This is a genomic window from Planctomyces sp. SH-PL14 (genome assembly GCF_001610835.1).
Lineage (GTDB): Bacteria > Planctomycetota > Planctomycetia > Planctomycetales > Planctomycetaceae > Planctomyces_A.
In genome coordinates, this window is sequence record NZ_CP011270.1 from 3,481,346 (window position 1) to 3,498,526 (window position 17,181).

Annotated in this window: 8 protein-coding genes; 7 read left to right on the forward strand and 1 reads right to left on the reverse strand. The window is 68.4% G+C overall.

The features are described from left to right. Nucleotides 1-62: 62 nt before the first annotated feature. Nucleotides 63-7,295: a WD40 repeat domain-containing protein gene (locus VT03_RS13600; protein WP_075093477.1), complete on the reverse strand. Its 7,233-nt coding sequence runs from the start codon at nt 7,293-7,295 to the stop codon at nt 63-65. A 525-nt stretch (nt 7,296-7,820) separates the two neighbouring features. Between VT03_RS13600 and VT03_RS13605 the strand changes: the two genes are divergently transcribed. The 7 genes from VT03_RS13605 to VT03_RS13635 all read left to right on the forward strand — a co-directional run bounded on the left by VT03_RS13605 (nt 7,821) and on the right by VT03_RS13635 (nt 17,178). Continuing rightward, a complete protein-coding gene (locus tag VT03_RS13605) occupies nt 7,821-9,122 on the forward strand; it encodes an efflux RND transporter periplasmic adaptor subunit (protein ID WP_075093478.1) in 1,302 nt (433 codons plus the stop codon). A 167-nt stretch (nt 9,123-9,289) separates the two neighbouring features. Continuing rightward, entirely contained in the window at nt 9,290-10,006 is a 717-nt protein-coding gene (locus VT03_RS13610; protein ID WP_075093479.1) for an ABC transporter ATP-binding protein, read from the forward strand. Continuing rightward, nucleotides 10,003-11,157, forward strand: a complete 1,155-nt coding sequence (locus tag VT03_RS13615; protein WP_075093480.1) for an ABC transporter permease — start codon at nt 10,003-10,005, stop codon at nt 11,155-11,157. Before VT03_RS13610 ends, VT03_RS13615 begins: the two co-directional genes overlap by 4 nt. Nucleotides 11,158-11,280: 123 nt before the next feature. Then, nucleotides 11,281-12,444, forward strand: a complete 1,164-nt coding sequence (locus VT03_RS13620; protein ID WP_075093481.1) for an ABC transporter permease — start codon at nt 11,281-11,283, stop codon at nt 12,442-12,444. Nucleotides 12,445-12,844: 400 nt separating this feature from the next. Further along, nucleotides 12,845-14,305 carry an Nramp family divalent metal transporter gene (locus VT03_RS13625; protein WP_075093482.1) on the forward strand — a complete coding sequence of 487 codons (1,461 nt, stop codon included), beginning with the start codon at nt 12,845-12,847 and terminating at the stop codon, nt 14,303-14,305. Nucleotides 14,306-14,872: 567 nt separating this feature from the next. After that, nucleotides 14,873-16,231, forward strand: a complete 1,359-nt coding sequence (locus VT03_RS13630; RefSeq protein ID WP_075093483.1) for a flavin monoamine oxidase family protein — start codon at nt 14,873-14,875, stop codon at nt 16,229-16,231. A 53-nt stretch (nt 16,232-16,284) separates the two neighbouring features. Continuing rightward, nucleotides 16,285-17,178, forward strand: a complete 894-nt coding sequence (locus tag VT03_RS13635) for a hypothetical protein (RefSeq protein WP_075093484.1) — start codon at nt 16,285-16,287, stop codon at nt 17,176-17,178. Nucleotides 17,179-17,181: the final 3 nt, after the last annotated feature.

A 17,181-nucleotide genomic window follows, 5' to 3' on the forward strand; every position in this document is an offset into this window, starting at 1 on the left:
TGACGAAACGGCCCGGCTTCGTTATCCCTGACCCAGAAAGGGACGCCACTGTCGGCGGCCCTCTATCCCTCCGCCGGTTTCTTGCCGCGGGCCTTCTGGATCTTCTGCTTGTTGTTGTCTCCGTAGCCTCGCATGCGGTTCGCATCCGGAAGCGAGAGCTTCCAGACCCGCAGCACGTTCTCCTCGCCCATCGAGCACAGGTACTCCCGCGACTTGGAGAACGAGAGCCCCACGACCGGACCGAGGTGCGGCCGGAACATGAACGGGCCCGTCCCGCTCGCCAGGTGCCACAGGGCCACGTTGCCCCCGTCGTCCCCGGTGGCGACCCAGCCGCCGTCGGCCGAGACCGCGATCTCGGGGCGTCCGAAATGGACCGCGTTGATTCCCATCTCGAAGACCCGCTGCATCTTCTTGACGTCGACAACCGTGATCGCCGAGTCGGTCCGCGCGGCCACGAGGTCCGTCCCCGTGATCGGCCAGCCGGCCCGCACGAAGTCCTCCTGGATGAGCGGGTGGTCCGCCTCCGTCCGGGTCAGCATCTTCCGCCCCTCCCAGGTGGAGAACTGCCACCGCTGCTGCGCGATCCGGCCGTAGGTGATGAACTTCTGATTGCTGTCGAGGAAGAAGATCCGGGTCGGACCGGCGAACGCCTCGGGAGTGATCCAGGTCCGGTCGTGAGGAACGGTCTCGAGCACCGCCAGCTCCTTGAGCGTGGAGGGCTCCAGCTCAACCACCCGGTGCCGCTGCCGCTCGCGGATCGAGGCGATCAGCCGGCTGCCGTCCGGCGCGAACGCCATCGCGGAGACGAACGACTCGAACCCCTCGATCTTGGGCTTCTGCTCCCGGAGGCCCTGCCCGTCGAGGAGCGTCAGGAGTTCGGACGTCCCACCGACCACCCCCGGGCGGGCGAGCGCGGCCCGTGGTTCCTTGGGATCGGCATGCAGCGCCAGCAGGCAGCCGCGGGCCACCTCGCGGTGCTCCCCCGTGATGAGGTCGAAGGTGAAGATGTCCGGAAGGGTGTAGAGCGTCGACTCATTGGGAGTCAGGTCGAGGAACCCGACATTGAGCGAGCGGACCTGCGTCCACCGCCGCAGCCGCACGCGGGTCGCCACGTCCCACGCCTCCACCACTCCCTGGCTGATCCGCAGCTTCGCCTGCTCGTACTCCCGGAGGATCTTCTGCCGCGTCGCGTCGTCGGTGTCGTCGGGAATCTGCGGGGGCGTCTCCTCCCGTCCCGGGATCCCGGGCTGGATCGAGAGGACAGTCTTCCCGTCCGACGTGATGCACATCTTGACGGGACGGAACGCCTGCGGGCTGAAATTGTAAGCGGTCTTGATCGCCACGACCTGCTGCGCGGCGAGCGGCGCGGAGAGCCGCTCCTCCCCGATCGTCAGGTCGAGCGAGACGGGAGTGCCGGTCCCTTCCCCCTCCGCCTGGACCTGGACGTTCTCGACCTCCAGGGCGGCCTCGCTCGCCTCCGGCAGGGCGTTGAGCCGGTCCAGGAGCGACGACGTCATCGCCCGCAGCTCCTCGCGTCGCGTGGGATCGCTCTCCTTGCGGAGGGCTCCCACGGTCTCGTTGAGCTGGGACCCGATCGACGTCCGCATTGCCGTCTGCGGAGTTGAGGTCCTGGGGCCGCTCGAACCGAACAGGCTGATCGGCCGGTGGTCGTTGGGATCGATCGGCGGAACTTCGGTCCGCCGCAGCGGGGCCGCCGGCTTGATGGCGATCGCGGCCGCCTGGGACGTACTGACCCGCGAAGGCGGGGGCGGGGCGAGCGGATCGGTCGATGTCGACTCCGTCTCCGCCGGAGCGGGCCGCGCGATCTGGGCGGAGCTGACCGCGGAGCGGGTCCACCGCCGGAGAGAACCGGTCGAGTCGTACGACACGATCATGTTCTCCGCCGCCGGACTGACGTGCAGGAGGACCGGAGGAGCCTCATGGCCGAGGTACTGCTCCTGCTCGAACCCGGTGACGAGGTCCCACACGCGGATGATCTTGTCGTCCGCCGACGTGACGAGCCGCTCCCCGGCAGGGGTCTGGGCGATCGTCCGGACCGGCGAGCCGTGGACCAGGAGCTTTGCCGCGGGGAGCGGTTCCCCCGGCTTCAGGTCCTTGACCGACCACGCCGCGGCGGAGCCGTCGAGCGAGCTGGCAAAGAGCCGCGTCCCGTCGTTCGAGAACTCGACCGCCGAGACGCTCCCCTTGAGCTCCTCGGAACGGGTCACCTCCGCGCCGTTGACCAGATTCCAGACCCGCACCGCCCCGTGCTCGTCTCCCGTGACGAGGTAGTCTCCGCGGGGGGAGAAGTTGACCGCCGTGACTCCCTTGTCACTCACGTGCAGGGAGCGGATCGAGTTCACCTCGGTCGTCACGAGCCGCCCCGTCTCGGTGACGATCAGGAGCGCGGAGGTGCCGGCGATGCGAAAGACCGACCGGGCCGGTTCACTCGAGAACGCCTGGCTGACGTCGCCGCTCGCCGTATCGAGCAGCACCACGAGGCCGGTGCGGGTGGCGACGATCGACTGGTCCTGGGCGGCTGACAGCCAGGAGATTTCGCCGTCGACGGATCGCTGCCAGATCGCCTTGCCCGACAGGACGTCGACCAGCGAGATGGTGGACTTCCCGGCCTGCAGCGGGGAGCTCGTGACGACCCGCGTCGGCACGCCGGCGATCGTCGCGGTCCGCTGCACCCCGCCGGCGAGCTCCGCCGCCGTCGTGAAGGTTCCGCTGACCACATCCCCCCGGACGATCCCGTTGGGGGTCCCGGCCGAGGCCAGGAAGACATCGGCCGTGCCGGAGACGCTGAACAGCGACTGGACGGTCTTGGCGGTGAACTCCAGCGTCCGGCGGGCGTTGATCGGAAGCCGAGCGATCGACTCCCCGAGGACCGCCGTGACGTGGTACGGGTCCGCGAACGCCAGCGGGTCGCAGTTCGATTCCGGCAGCTCGTCGAGGAGCAGCCGCGCCGCCATGTCGACGATCAGCCCCCCGCCTGCCGCGGAGGCCAGGACGATCCGCGACGACGAGCGGTCGACGACGAGCTTCTTGAACCGCCGGTCGATGGTCCACGCCTGCGGCTTGGGATCGACAGCCCGCCGGTCCCACACGGTCACTTCCCCCGACGCCCCGACGGCGTACAGCTTGTCTTCGGCCGACTGGAACAGCGAGACGATGCTCCCCCGCGTCCCGGAGAAGAGCATCTCCGTCCGCTGCGGGGCGGTCAGGACGAGGTGGACCGTCCGGTCCTTGCCGCTCCAGAGGACCGATTGCTCCCGTTCGGCCGAGATGGCGGTCACCTCGCCGGCGGGGACCTCCAGGAAGGCGACCTGCGGCAGGGAAAGCACCTCGGCGTCCGCGGAGCGGTGTACCACCGCCATCCGCTGCTCCCCCCCCTGGACCGCGATGCCGGAGACCGGGGAGGCCATCGGGACGCGGACCGTCAGTCCCGTCCCCTCGGCGATCAGGCAGGCCCCCTTGTCCGTTCCGACGGCGAGCGTCCGGGAGGCGGTGTCGAACGAGAGCGACGTGATCGGCTCGCCGACCGCCGCGACGCGGGTCCGCTGGCGGGTCTCCCAGTTCCAGGCCCAGATCTCGCCCGAGGCGAACCCCATCACGACCTGCGGCTTCGCCGGATCGCGGACGATCTCGACCGGCGCGGAGTTGAAGTTTGTTTCCGAGTTGAAGGACTGCGCCGCGACGTTGGCCCGGAACAGCTCCCCGGTGCTGGCGATGGCGAACTGCTGCCCCGCGGGTCCGCCGCAGACCTCTTTCCACTGGCGGTTCGCGTTGGTGGCGGTCCCCTGCTGGGCCGCGCGGGACTGGACGACAAGTTTCCCCTGGGTCCGGACGACCGGGCGGCCGTTCGACAGGGCGACGATGTCGCCGCTCGCCATCGCGTCCGCCGACTGCCCCCCCTGGATCAGGAGCGCCCCCTGGCTCGACACGGCGGCGATGTTCCGTCCCTGCTCGACGAGCCGCGTCACCGCCCCCTTCCACGGCGCGGCGATCGGTTCGAGCGTCTTCCCCTGCGACGGACGGCGCTGGAGCGCGCCGTCGGCCGCCAGGATCACCTGCCCGTCCGGCGTCGACGCGCAGGCCGAGAACGCCCCCTTGGCGGCATCCGGCTTCAGAAGCCCCGACGCGAGGTCGAGGACTTCCATCTCTCCTTCGCCGCGGCAGCAGAAGAGCAGGTTCTCGCCCGGGACAAGGCACAGGTCCGCGATGGCGGTCGGCGGACCGGGGATCCATCGCCGCAGCCGGACCGGGGCCATCCGGTCGCCATCCGCCGCGCGAACGAGCAGCCGGCCCGACGCCGGGTCGCCGCGGTGCAGGTTCTCGACCGTCCCGCCGAACGCGAGGGTCTCGAGCAGGACGCCCGCCGGGGAGTAGGTCTTGATCTTCCCGGAGGTCGTCAGGACCGCCAGCCGCTGGGCGTCGAGCCATTCCAGGTCCCGGACCTCTTCATCGGCCTCGAACGACTTGGCTCCCCCCTGATCATTCAGCAGCGTCATGTGGACCTGCCGCGGCTCGTCGCTCCAGGCGATGCGGCGGTCGTCGCCGCTGATCGCCGCCGCGACGACCTTGGCCGAGACATCCGCCACCTTGAGGTCGGCCCCCTTGCGGCTGAGGAGCAGCAGCGCCCCTTCGGGCGTCGTCAGGAGGGCATGCGCCCCGTTGGCCGAAAGCTGTGCGGACTTGATCGTCTTGACTTCGAGCGGCAGCCGGGCCGGCGACGACTTTCCGGGGGTCCAGATCTCGACCTGGCCGTCCGCCAGGACGGAGACCATCTCCAGTCCGCTCGGTCCGTCGGCGAGGGCGATCGCCAGCCGCTTGCTGGTCTTCTCGGTCTGCCGGCCGATGACGTTACCGGTCTCGACATTGCGGACTTCAACCGGCCCGTCGGTCCCCGCGATGGCAAGCGCGCGTCCGTCGGAGCTCCAGGCAATGTCGAGCGGCTCGCCGACCGGCTTCTTCCAGTCCCACACCCGGCTGTTCGACAGGCGGTCGAGAACCCGGACATCGCCGTTGTCGAGCAGGTACGCGCCGGACTTGTCGCCGGGGCTCGCGGCAAAGGCCCGCACGCCCGATTCGGGAGCGGTCCATTCGGCCTTCGCGCCGTCGGAGAGGTCGAAGACGCCGGCCCGCCCATCCGCGGTCCCGGCCAGAAGCTGGCGGCCGTCCGGAGAGAACCGCAGCGCCGTGACGTCGCCCGACTCCGGAGTATTGATCGTGATCCCCGAGGCCGCACCGGCGGGAAGAAGCCGGATCCCCTTCCCCTGGTCGGCGACCGCGATCGTCCCGTCCGCGGGGGACATCGCGAGCGCGGTGAACTTCGGTCCCTGGCTGGCGACGCTCGGGAGCGTCGTGCTCCCCTCGACGATCAGCAGGCGGTTCCCCTCGATGGCGGCGAGCCGGCCCCGCTGGGAGACGACCGACTGCGGCGTGATCTCCAGCTCGACCGGCTTGGAGTCGGTGCTGAGGACCTGGAGCTGTCCCCCCGCCAGGGCGGCGATCAGCGACTCCCCTTCCGCACTCCAGGCAAGGTCTTCCACCTTGGCGGCGGTCTCGGTCGACGTCACGTCGACCCAGCGGTCCCCCTGCCGGGACCAGACCGAGATCGTGTTCTCGGAGGCCGCCGCCACGCTCTCGCCGACGGGGGACGCGACAAGGACCCGCACGGCCCCGCTGACCGCCCCGACGGGACGGATGTTCCGGCCGGTCGACGCCTGCCACTCCAGCACGCGGCCGTCGCTCCCCGCCGTGACGAACGCGTCCTGACCGGGGAGCTGCGCGATCAGGTTCGCCGCCGGGGTCTTGAGCGACTGCGGCGCGGCCGAGGGGACGCGGACCGTGAAGGGCCGCCCCTCGAACGGCAGCGCGACGAGCGAGTCCCCCTCCGGCGAAAGGCTGATCTGCCGGATCCCCTTCCCCTCCAGCATGGCGTCGAACAGCCCCCGTCCCTGGACGGTGTGGGTGGCGGAGATCGCCCCTTCGCGGGAGATCGTGGCGATCACGTCTCCCCGTCCGCTGGCGACGGCGGCCGCCGGCCGCTCCCCGGACCGGGCAACGCTCCGGACCTCGCGCCCGCCAACGACGGAGAAGACCGCGATCCGGTCGGGATGAATGATGCTGACGAGATCGCTCCCGCCGACCGTGACCGCCCCGTCCCCGGCAAGCCGTTCGGACTTCGTGATCGTCTCCAGCGGGAACTGCCACGTCCGGAGCCGCTGGTCTTCACCGGCGGAGTAGACTTCGGAGCCATCCTCCCGGAATGCGAGCCCCCGCATCGCCGACCAGTGGGCCGGGATCTTGGAGATCAGCTTGCGGGCTTCGATGTCCCAGGTGAGGAGATTTCCCGCCTGGTCCCCGCCGACGAGGAACTTGAGGTCCTTGCTGAGGAGCAGGTGCAGGATCGGCTCGCGGCCCCCTTCGAGCTTCCCGAGCCGCTCCAGCTTCTCGACTCCCCAGATTCCGATGTCGCCGTTCTGGTCGCCGATGAACACGACGCGGCCGTCCGGGCTGAGGGCCGCGATCGTCGCTCCCTCCTGGTTCTCGAGCGAGGTCATCATCCGCGGCCGGGCGATGCGCCACAGCCGGACAATCCCGTCCGCCCCCGCCGAGGCGAGCTGGCCGGAGGGCGGATTCATCCGTAGCGCGAGCACCGGCCCCGAGTGCCCCAGCAGCGGGTTGAGGTCGCCGCCTCGCGTCGCCTGGGCGGCAAATTCATCGAGTCCCAGCTTCGGACGGGCCAGCGACCAGAGCTGGACCTCGCCCGACGCCGCGCCGGTCGCTCCCCACAGGCTGTCCGGGTCATAGGCGACGCTCGTGATCGGCGAGGGCTGCCGCGGGATCTGCCGCGCGATCTGGCCCGAGGCGACGTCGAACAGCTCGACCTGATCGGGAGCCGAGCCGATGCCGACGAGGACATTTCCCTGGTCGGTGAAGCTGACTCCAGGAGGCTCGAACGGCGGAGGAGGGGTTTTCTCGACCGGCGCGCCATCGGGGCCGACGGCCGCCGCCATCGGAGCGGCCCCGCCGGTCATCGGGGCGGCCGCAGCCGGAGCGGCGGCGGGCGCGGTGGCCGGCGCCGCGGCCGCCGCCGGCGCTTTGGGCCCGGTCGTGACGATCGTCGGCTGCGCGGGGGCCGCCGCAGGAGGAGCGGAGCCGCCACACCCTGTCAGCCCGGCCCCTGTCAGCACGCAGGCTCCCAGCACGCACGCCGTCCGCGCGAGACTCCACGGCGCCGCAGGAACGAACGGTCGGCGCGAGTCGAAGGGAGGAATCGATCGCATGCTGTCTCTCCTGCCTGTCTCGCGGGGCGGTCTCTCGGGGCTGTCTCGCGGGATTTTCGACGCTCTTCCGAACGACGAGCCCGGATCCGGCCAGTCACATCGCCGAGGACGGAAAAGAGGAGAAACCCGTCCGGTCTCCGCGGACGACGGCGCGCCAACGCCGCCCGCGCGATGCGCCCGCAGCGGCCGCTCAAGGCAGGCTCGGCTGGCGCCCCTCGTCCTTCCCTTCTCCGCCGGCTTCGAAGTTCCGGACTCCGAAGTCCCGTACGCTACCCGACGTTCGGCGCGATGAGCAGATAGGGCGATTTGCTTTAACGCGTTCTTTGCGCCGCACTTGCAGGACGCAAACAATCGAGAAAAACCGCATCGGAGTTCTCGATTGCGATGTCCTTCGGCGCGAGGGGCCGGATAAGAGAAGGTGCCGGAAATTGGGGCTCACATTGAGAGCCGACTATGGTATAAGGTTGTATAGTTAATGCCCGTCGACTCGTGGCCGGGCCGTCCGTGACTCCGCGCTCCCCGAGCATGACTCCGACTCCCGTCGCCGACCCAGAGAAGCCGAAGGACCCGCTCAAATCGCTCCGCATCCAGCGGCGCGAAGAGCCACCCCGGCGCTCGCGCGGCTTCCCGTTCGTGCGAACAATCCTGATCCTCCTCGTTCTGGGAGGCGTAGGGTTCGCGGCTTATGTCGTGACGCAGAAGCCGGAGATGTTCCGCACCGGGGAATGGATCCCGGACGCGATCCGGACCAAGACCGAGGTGCGGGTCGCGAAGGTCATGGTCGAGACCGGCCGGTCCGCGGACGCGCTGGTCGTCGCGACCGGGTATCTCGAATCGTTCCGGCAGGCGAACATCGGGGCCAAGGCGGCGGGACGCGTGGAGTCGATCGGCGTCGAAGAGGGAACGCTGGTCAAAGGGGGCGAGGTGATCGCCGTCCTCGACCACAAGGACCTTGACGCGGCGCTCGTCGGAGCCAAGGCGGCCCTCGACCGGGCGCAGGCCGAGCTCGGAGAGCAGGACGTCGAGATCGCCCGCAGTAAGAAGGAACGGGACCGGATCTTCCGGGTCCGCGAATCGGGCGGAACGACCGAGGCGGAATACGACCGGGTCGATTTCCAGCACCGTCTGGCGGTGGCCAAGCGGGAGACCATGCAGGCGGCGGTCACCCAGGCGCAGGCCCGCGTCCAGGAAAACGAGCAGATGAAGGAGAACATGGTCGTCCGCGCCCCGTTCGACGGGACGGTCATCTCCAAGAACGCGGAAGTCGGCGAGTCGATCCTCCCCGGCGGCATGGGGGAAGCGTCGGGCCGCGGCTCGGTCGTGACGATCGCCGACCTCGCCCGCCTCGAAGTCGAATGCGACGTGAAGGAAGGCTACATCGGCCGGGTGACGCAGGGCTCGCCGGCGGAAGTCGCGGTCGACGCCGTCCCGGATCGCCGCTACACGGGGCGGGTCCGCAAGGTGATCCCGATGGGAGACCGGGCCCGGGCCACGATCAAGGTCAAAGTCGAGATCACGAACGCCGACGAGCGTCTCTTCCCCGAGATGAGCGCCACCGTCTACTTCCTTCCCGAGCCGGGCGAGAAGCCGGTGGAAGCCCACACTCGCCGCGTCTTCTGCGATTCGACCGCCCTGGTGACCGTCGGGAAGGACGAGTTCGTCTGGAGTTTCGACGCGGAGGGCCGGGTCAAGCGGATCGACGTCGTGACCGGGGCCGCGAAAGACGGCCGAACCGAGATCATCGACGGCCTGTCCGGCGGGGAGCGCGTCATCCTCAGCCCGTCGTCCGAACTGCAGGCCGGTCAGCAGGTCAAGCTGCGGGAGTGAGTCCCGGGGCCGCCGCTGCGGTGGCCGCCCGCCGCTCGCCCCGCAGACAAGACAGGGGCCGACGGGCCGAGCCGGGGCCAACCGGCTCTTTGCCAGAGAAAACTTAACCGGTTGCGAACACGCCCGGTTCAAAATCGCGATCCGATTGTCCCTACCAGGAGTCGAGAGTGGCCGAGCCGATCGTCGTCATCAAGGATCTCTACAAGGAGTTTCGACGTGAGCAGATCAAGATCCCGGTCCTGATGGGAATCAACCTCGAGATGCAGCGGGGAGAGTTCCTCTCCCTGATGGGTCCCTCGGGCTCCGGCAAGTCGACCCTCCTCAATCTGATCGCCGGCCTCGACAAGCCGACGTCGGGAACGATCTCGGTCGTCGGCGAAGACCTCGGCCGTCTCTCGGAAGGGGATCTCGCCGGCTGGCGGTCGCGGCACATCGGCTTCATCTTCCAGCTCTACAACCTGATCCCGGTCCTGACGGCGTACGAGAACGTCGAGCTCCCGCTGACGCTGACCAACCTGAGCCGCCGGGAGCGGGACGAGCAGGTCAAGACGGCCCTCGGCGTCGTCGGCCTCGGCGAGCGGATGGACCACTACCCGCGGCAGCTCTCCGGCGGACAGGAGCAGCGGGTCTCGATCGCCCGCGCCATCGCGACCGACCCGACGCTCCTCGTCGCCGACGAACCGACCGGGGACCTCGACGCCAAGTCGGCGGGTGAGATCCTCGACCTCCTGGGCCGGCTCAATTCCGAGTTCGAGAAAACGATCATCATGGTGACCCACGACCCCCACGCCGCCGAGCGCGCCTCGCGGCAGCTCCACCTGGAGAAGGGGATCCTGGTCAGCGACATCGCCCAGGACCGGAAGGGAGCGGGAGCAGCCGTATGAAGTCCTTGAAATACATCTGGCGGAACGTCACCCGCAACAAGCTCCGGACCAGCCTGACGATCCTCTCGATCGGCTTCAGCCTGGCGCTCATGACCGTGCTGCACGGCTACATGGCGATGCAGAGCGCCTGGGGGGACGAGGCCAAAAAACATAACCGGATCGTCGTCCTCAACATCCAGGGGTTCTCCGGAAAGCTCCCGATCGCCAACGTCGACAAGGTGCGGGAGATCGAAGGGGTCAAGGCCGCGGTTCCCTATGCCTGGTACGGCGGGAACTACAAGGAAGAGCAGATGCCGTTCGCGCAGTTCGCGACGGACGCGAACTACGTCATGAAGGTCTGGGACGAGTTCAAGATCGCCCCGGAAGAGCTCAAGGCGTGGCAGGAGGACCGGCAGGGGTGCGTCGTCGACCGCAAGCTCGCCGAGAAGCGGGGCTGGAAAATCGGCGACCGCATTCCGGTCCAGGGGACCTTCTACCAGTACGACCTCGACCTCACGCTCCGCGGCATGTTCGACGCGCCGCAGTACACCGACACCCTCTGGTTCCACTGGAAGTATCTCGACGAGGGGCTGAAGTCCAACAACGCCCGCGGCTCGGGGAACGCCGGAACGATCTTCGCCAAGATCGCGAGCGCCGGCACGATCCCGGACGTCATCAAGACGATCGACAGCCAGTTCGCCAGCTCCGACAACCCGACCCGGACGCAGACCGAGGCGGCCTTCGCCCAGATGTTCACCGACATGATGGGGAACATTCAGGCCTACATTCAGAACATCGGCCTGGCGGTCGTGTTCTCGCTGTCGCTGGTCGCCGCCAACGCGATGGCGATGTCGATGCGGGAGCGGACCACCGAGATCGCCGTCCTTAAGGCGATCGGCTTTCCCCGGTCGCGGGTCCTGGGAATGATCCTCGGGGAATCGATCCTGATCGCCTTCCTCGGCGGCGTCTTCGGCGTGACCCTCGGCTGCGGGGCCATCGAAGGCCTGCACAACATCAGCGCCCAGTTCTTCCCGTTCGGCATCGCCGACATGGCCGGTCCGTGGATCCTGGTCCTGCTGGGAGTCGGCGCGGGCATCGGTCTCGTCAGCGGGATCGTCCCCGGAGTCCGGGCCGCCCAGCTCTCGGTCGTCGACGGCCTGCGGCGCGTGTGAGCGAGGGACGCGAGGAACGAGGAGCCTGTCGGAATCCGCGTCTCCGGACGCGATCCACCGCGACAGACTCCCGCCTCTCCCTTCCCTGATCCTGAATCCCAGATCCTTACTCCTCCCCTCCCCATGATCCCCGTCAAATACAACATCCGAAACCTCCGCGTTCGCTGGATGACGACCCTGATGACGGTCATCGGAACCGGAATGGTCGTCTGGGCGATGGTGCTGACGTTCGGCCTCACCGAGGGGCTGGAGCACGCGCTGCGGATCAGCGGTCACCCGCTGGAGCTGATCGTCCTCCGCAAGGGGGCGAACGACGAGACGAGCAGCACGCTCACGCAGCAGCAGGCGCTGCAGCTGGCGGCTCTCGACGGCATCGCCCGCGACGACGCCGGCAAGGTCCTGTGCGCCAACGAGTTCGTCACGATCCTGACGAAGCCCCGCCGCAACAACGGCGGAACGACGAACCTCATCGTCCGCGGGGTTCAGGACGTCAGCCGGGAGCTCCGTCCGGACTTCCGCATCGTGCAGGGGCGGGACATCAAGCCGGGGGTCAACGAAGCGATCACGAGCGAGAACATGGCCCGCCGGTTCGAGAACCTCGGCCTCGGCGAGAAGCTGGAGATCAACAAGGTCGACTTCCAGATCGTCGGCTATTTCGAAGCGGGGGGGAGTTCGGCCGAGTCCGAGGTCTGGACCGACGTCCGGGACATCGCCGGCGCCCGCCGCTCGGACGAAGGGATCTCCTCGGTGACACTCCGGGCGACGGACGCGAAGACGCTCGACGCGCTTCAGAAACTGATCGAGACCGACGACCAGTTCAAGCTCAAGGCGGTGACGGAGACGAAGTACTTCGAGGACCAGATGAGCGCCGCCATCGCGATCAAGTTCGTCGGGTTCTTCATCGCCTTCTTCCTGACGTTCGGGGCGATGTTCGCCGCCGCCAACACGATGTTCGCCGCGGTCGCCAGCCGCGCCCGCGAGATCGGCACGCTGCGGGCCATCGGCTTCCGCCGGGCCAGCATCCTGATCTCGTTCCTCTTTGAGTCGATCCTGCTCTGCCTGATGGGGGGACTGCTCGGCTGCCTGGCGACGCTCCCGTTCAACGGCCTGTCGACCGGCACGGCGAACTGGGCCACCTTCAGCGAGATCACGTTCGCCTTCCGTTTCGGCCCCAAGGTCATCCTGCAGGGGATGCTGATGGCCGCCGCGATGGGCCTCGTCGGCGGCCTCTTCCCCGCGATCCGCGCCGTGCGGATGAACATCGTGACCGCCCTCCGTGAGCAGTAGGCGAGGTGCGCGCGTCTGGAGATTCGATAGGTCGTCCGGACACGGGAGGGCGAAGCTCCTGCTGAGCCGCGCAGGTTCCTGACCGCATCCAATCCGTCCTCCTCCCTCGCGCCGGTGACGTTCTTAAGAAGCCGCGCGATCCACGACGGGCGTTTACCGCGCCGTGCCGAGATGGCCATCGGACGCTTCCGCCACCGCCGCGGCTCGGCCGGAGCCTCGCCCTCCCGAGCGTTCCGTTCCGAGAACGGGACGCGGCCCTCGCTTCCCCCTCCGGGCCCGCTGTGCTCAACTCCGAGTCTGCGTTGTTGGCTTCCCAGTTGGGGGCGGTGGCTCCTGACCGCGGCGGAGCCCGATCGAGGCCGTGGCGGTTTCCGTTCTCTGTTCCAGCGGCAGTTCTCCGATGAATGACTCATCGCGGAGTGAAGCGACCGTGGCGGTCGATCACGGGTGTCTTCCGGCGTGGCGGACCGCCGATCTGCCGGAGCCGCTCCCCTTCTCGCTCGGGAACATCTTCCGGACGATTGGTCCGGGGGCGATCCTGCTGGCGGGGGCGATCGGCGGCGGCGAGTGGATCGTCGGGCCGATGATGGCGGTGAAGTACGGGACAAGCATCCTGTGGATCGCGACGGTCTCGATCTTCCTGCAGTCCCTCTTCAACATGGAGGCGATCCGTTACACGCTCTTCACCGGCGAGCCGATCCTGACGGGGGTGATGCGGCTGAAACCCGGCCCGCGAATGTGGGCCCCGTTCTATATCGCGATCGGCGCCGCGCAGCTCGCGACCCCGGCGATCGCCGCCGCCTGCGCGACGGTCCTGTTCGCCGCCTTTGCCGGGCGGATGCCCGAGGCTGCCGACACCCCGTGGCTCCGCGGGATCGGGATCGTTGTGATTCTCGTGAGCGCCCTGATTCTGGTGAGCGGCAAGTCGATCGAGCACGTCCTTGAAAAAGCCTCCTGGGCGATGCTCGTGTTCATCTTCGTGTTCCTGCTCGCCGTCAACGTGTGGTGCGTGCCGGGGCCGGTGTGGGCCAACACGATGCGGGGCTTTCTCACCCCCGCTCCGTTGCCTAAGGGAATCGATTTCGCCCTGCTGGGGCTCTTCGCCGCGACGGCCGGGTCAGGCGGACTCGGAAACCTCGCGATCTCGAACTGGTTCCGCGACAAGGGATTCGGCATGGGCTCCCGCGTCGGCGGGATCAGCGGGGCGCTCTCGGAGGAGCAGTCCTCCCTGTCGCCGGTCGGCTATGTCTGCGAGCCGACGCCGGAGAACAGCCGCCGCTGGCGGACCTGGTGGGCTTATGCCCGGCTCGATCAGCAGCTCCTGTGGGGGCTGGGCTGCTTCTTCGGGATGTTCTTCAATGTGAACCTGGCGAAGGCGATCGTTCCGGTCGATGCGGAGGTTTCCGGCTATGCCGTGGGGGCGTTCCAGGCGCACTATCTGGCGCAGCAGTTCTGGTCGGGGCTATGGCTGCTGACGCTGCTGAACGGGTTCTGGATCCTGTTCTCGACGCACCTTGGAAACACTGACTGTCTCGTCCGGACGGCAACCGATGTGCTGTGGGCCGGGTCGCCGCGGATGCAGCGGTATTCGGCGAGCCGGGTTTATGCGGTGCTGCTGGCGATCCTGACCGCTTGGGCGCTGTTCGCGATCCATCTGGGGAGTGTGCTGGACCTGTTCAAGATCCTGGGGATTCTGGCGAGTCCGATCATGGCGATCGCGGCGATTCAGATTTTGCGGGTCAACACGCGGTTTCTTCCGCCGGAGATGCGTCCCGCGTGGTGGAGGAGGATCGCGCTGGTGTTGTGCACGGTCGCTTATGGCGGAATCTCGATCGCGCTGATGATCGACATGTTCGGTTGATCCGGGTCCAGGGGCACCCTGGTCAGGGAGTGCAGAGGGGCCTGTGTTGTTTTTTCGGCCCTTTGCCCGCCGGAGGCCCGTCTCGTCTCGATCTTTCTGAAGGAGCGAGTGCCCAACCGCGGACGACGCGCCGGATGCCCCCTCACCAACCCGCTGGGACTGCAAAGCGAGCAGTGGAGTCCTCAACGCCGGGGCCACAAAGGGGATGTCCGTTGTGTCCCACGGTTCCTCAACGAAAATGCCTCCGGCGGCAAGGGGGCGTGGCCCCCTTGACCCCGGCTGCCGTCGCACGTTGGGCTTGAGGTAGCAACGCCGTGCCGGCAAGGACACGGTCCGCGCATTCCACAAATGACGCCTTCGCAGTTTCTCCCACCCGACGGTATCCTCCCCACCAACGATCCGCCGTCCGGGCGGCAGATCGCGCCTGCGCCGCGCGTCCGCAACTCCCTCAAATCAGCGAACTTTCGTCCCAAATGAAGGTTCCGCGAAACCTTTCCCCGCCGGGACGGTTTCACCGGGACGCCGCGGCGACCGGCCCGCAGCGATACACACTGGTTCAGGTCATTCATGCGCGCGTGGCGGGTGGCAGTCGTCGGAGGAGGCCCGGGCGGCCTCTTCACCTCCTACTTCCTGCAAAACGCGGCCGACACCCCCGTCCGAATCACCCTCTTCGAGGCCAGCTCCCGCCTCGGCGGCAAAATCCTCACCCCCGAGTTCACGTCCGCCCGCGTCCGCTACGAGGCCGGCGCCGCCGAGTTCTACGACTACTCGATGTTCGAGGACGACCCCCTCAAAGACCTCATCGAGGAACTCGGCCTCCCCATCGCCCCCATGGGAGGCGCGGCGGTGATCATGAACAATCACCTCCTCGCCAACCTCGACGACATCCGCGACCGCTTCGGCGCCGACGCCTGCCGCGAACTCGTCGCCTTCGACAAGGCCGCCAAAGACCGCATCACCCCCCGCGAGTTCTACCACTCCGACTACCCCGACGGCGTCTCCGGCACCACCGACCTCCGCCGCTTCGACACCCTCCTCGACACCGTCCGGGCCCCCGACGCCCGGCACTACGTCGAAACCGCCATCCACAGCGACCTCGCGACCGAGCCGCGGCACACGAGCCTCAGCTACGGCCTCCAGAACTACCTCATGAACGACCCCGCCTACATGCTGCTCTACGGCATCGAAGGCGGAAACGAACGCCTCCCCCGCGAAATCGCCGCCCGCATCCAGGCGGACTTCCGCATGGAACACCGCGTCTCGCACATCGAACGCGTCGAAGGCGGACAACTCCGCGTCCGCTCCGTCACCGCCACCACCACGCACGAGGACGACTTCGATTTCGTCGTCGTCGCCCTCCCGCACAGCGCCCTCGAGTCGGTCACCTTCACCGGCGACCGCCTCCGCACCGCCATCGAGTCCCACCGCAACGACTACGACTTCCCCGCCCACTACCTGCGGATCACGATCCTGTTCCGCACCCCGTTCTGGCGGACCGTCCTCAACGACTCCTTCTGGATGCTCGACCGCTTCGGCGGCTGCTGCCTCTACGACGAATCCTCCCGCGAGCCCGGCGCCCGCTACGGCGTCCTCGGCTGGCTCCTCGGCGGACAGGCCGCCGTCGACCACAGCTCCCTCAGCGATGAGCAGCTCATTCGCGAAGCCCTGGATTCCCTCCCCGAGTTCCTCACCGGCGGCCGCGAAGAGTTCCTCGAAGGCCGCGTCCACCGCTGGACCGGCGCCGTCAACGCCATCCCGGGAGGGATCCGCCCGGTCTGCCTCGACCGCCGGCACCAGCCCGACCCCGTGGAACATCCGAACCTGTTCCTCGTCGGCGACTACCTGTACGACTCGACCCTCAATGGGGTCCTCGACTCCGCCGAGTACGTCTCCGACTGGATCGCCGCCCTGACCGCCTCCTCCTGACTCACCCGTCTCGCGTCGAGTCTTCCCTTCACCTCTGAGCAACAACCCGTTCCGTGTCTCCCACGTCCTCTTCTCCCGTCGCCGGCCTTCCTCCCGGCTCCGAAGTCCAGCGCGTCGCCTTCCTGACGGCCCCCCCGTCCGGACAACGCGTCCTGTTCGAGCTTCCCGCTCCCTTCCGCCGCCACGCGGTGCTGGAGACCGGATCGAGCAGCCCCTCCGCCGACATCCGGACCGTCCTCCTCGTCCCGTCGGACACGCCCGACGACGAAGGGCTCCTCGCGGCGATGCAGACCTGGGTCCGCGCGGACGCGGTCACGATCGCCTCGACCGGCCACTTCCTCACCCTCCAGGGCTCCCGAATCTTCTGGCACCACGACCGCTTCGCGATCCTGGCCCCCGCCGACCGCCTGGAGACGCTCCGAAACGCCCTCCTCGAAACCGCCTGGTACGACGGCGAACTGCAGACGATCGAGCGGGCCCTCGGCGACGCCTGGCCGGAGATGGAAGCCGACCTCCCGCTCAGCTTCGAGTTCGACCACGAAGCGGTCGCCCGCCGGCCGGAGCTCCGCGAGCGCTACCGCAAGACGCTCGTCCTGCGGGCCCGCCTCGCGCGCGTCGCCCCGCAGGTCCACTCCCCGCACGTCCATCCCGCCACGCTGGCCAGCCAAGTCGCCGAGCGCTACCGCGAGCGGACCCGCATGCTGCCGCGGCACGAGTTCCTCTCCGAGCAGATCGAGGTCTTCGAGCGGGTCTACGAGAACTGCAGCCAGCGGGCGAGCGACTTCATGCTGACCCGCTCCAGCAACACGCTGGAGTGGATCATCATCATTCTTCTGCTCATCCAGACGCTCCTGACGGTCGTCGACCTGCTCCCGGCAACCCCGGCGGCGGACACTGCCGCCCCGACGGTCCCGGCCGCCGCGACCGCGTCCGCCTCAGGACAGTGACCG

Bases quoted from the DNA above. Each gene is read 5' to 3' on its own strand.
- VT03_RS13600 (WP_075093477.1), bottom strand. From the start codon at position 7,295: ATGCGATCGATTCCTCCCTTCGACTCGCGCCGACCGTTCGTTCCTGCG.
- VT03_RS13605 (WP_075093478.1), top strand. From the start codon at position 7,821: ATGACTCCGACTCCCGTCGCCGACCCAGAGAAGCCGAAGGACCCGCTC.
- VT03_RS13615 (WP_075093480.1), top strand. From the start codon at position 10,003: ATGAAGTCCTTGAAATACATCTGGCGGAACGTCACCCGCAACAAGCTC.
- VT03_RS13620 (WP_075093481.1), top strand. From the start codon at position 11,281: ATGATCCCCGTCAAATACAACATCCGAAACCTCCGCGTTCGCTGGATG.
- VT03_RS13625 (WP_075093482.1), top strand. From the start codon at position 12,845: ATGAATGACTCATCGCGGAGTGAAGCGACCGTGGCGGTCGATCACGGG.
- VT03_RS13630 (WP_075093483.1), top strand. From the start codon at position 14,873: ATGCGCGCGTGGCGGGTGGCAGTCGTCGGAGGAGGCCCGGGCGGCCTC.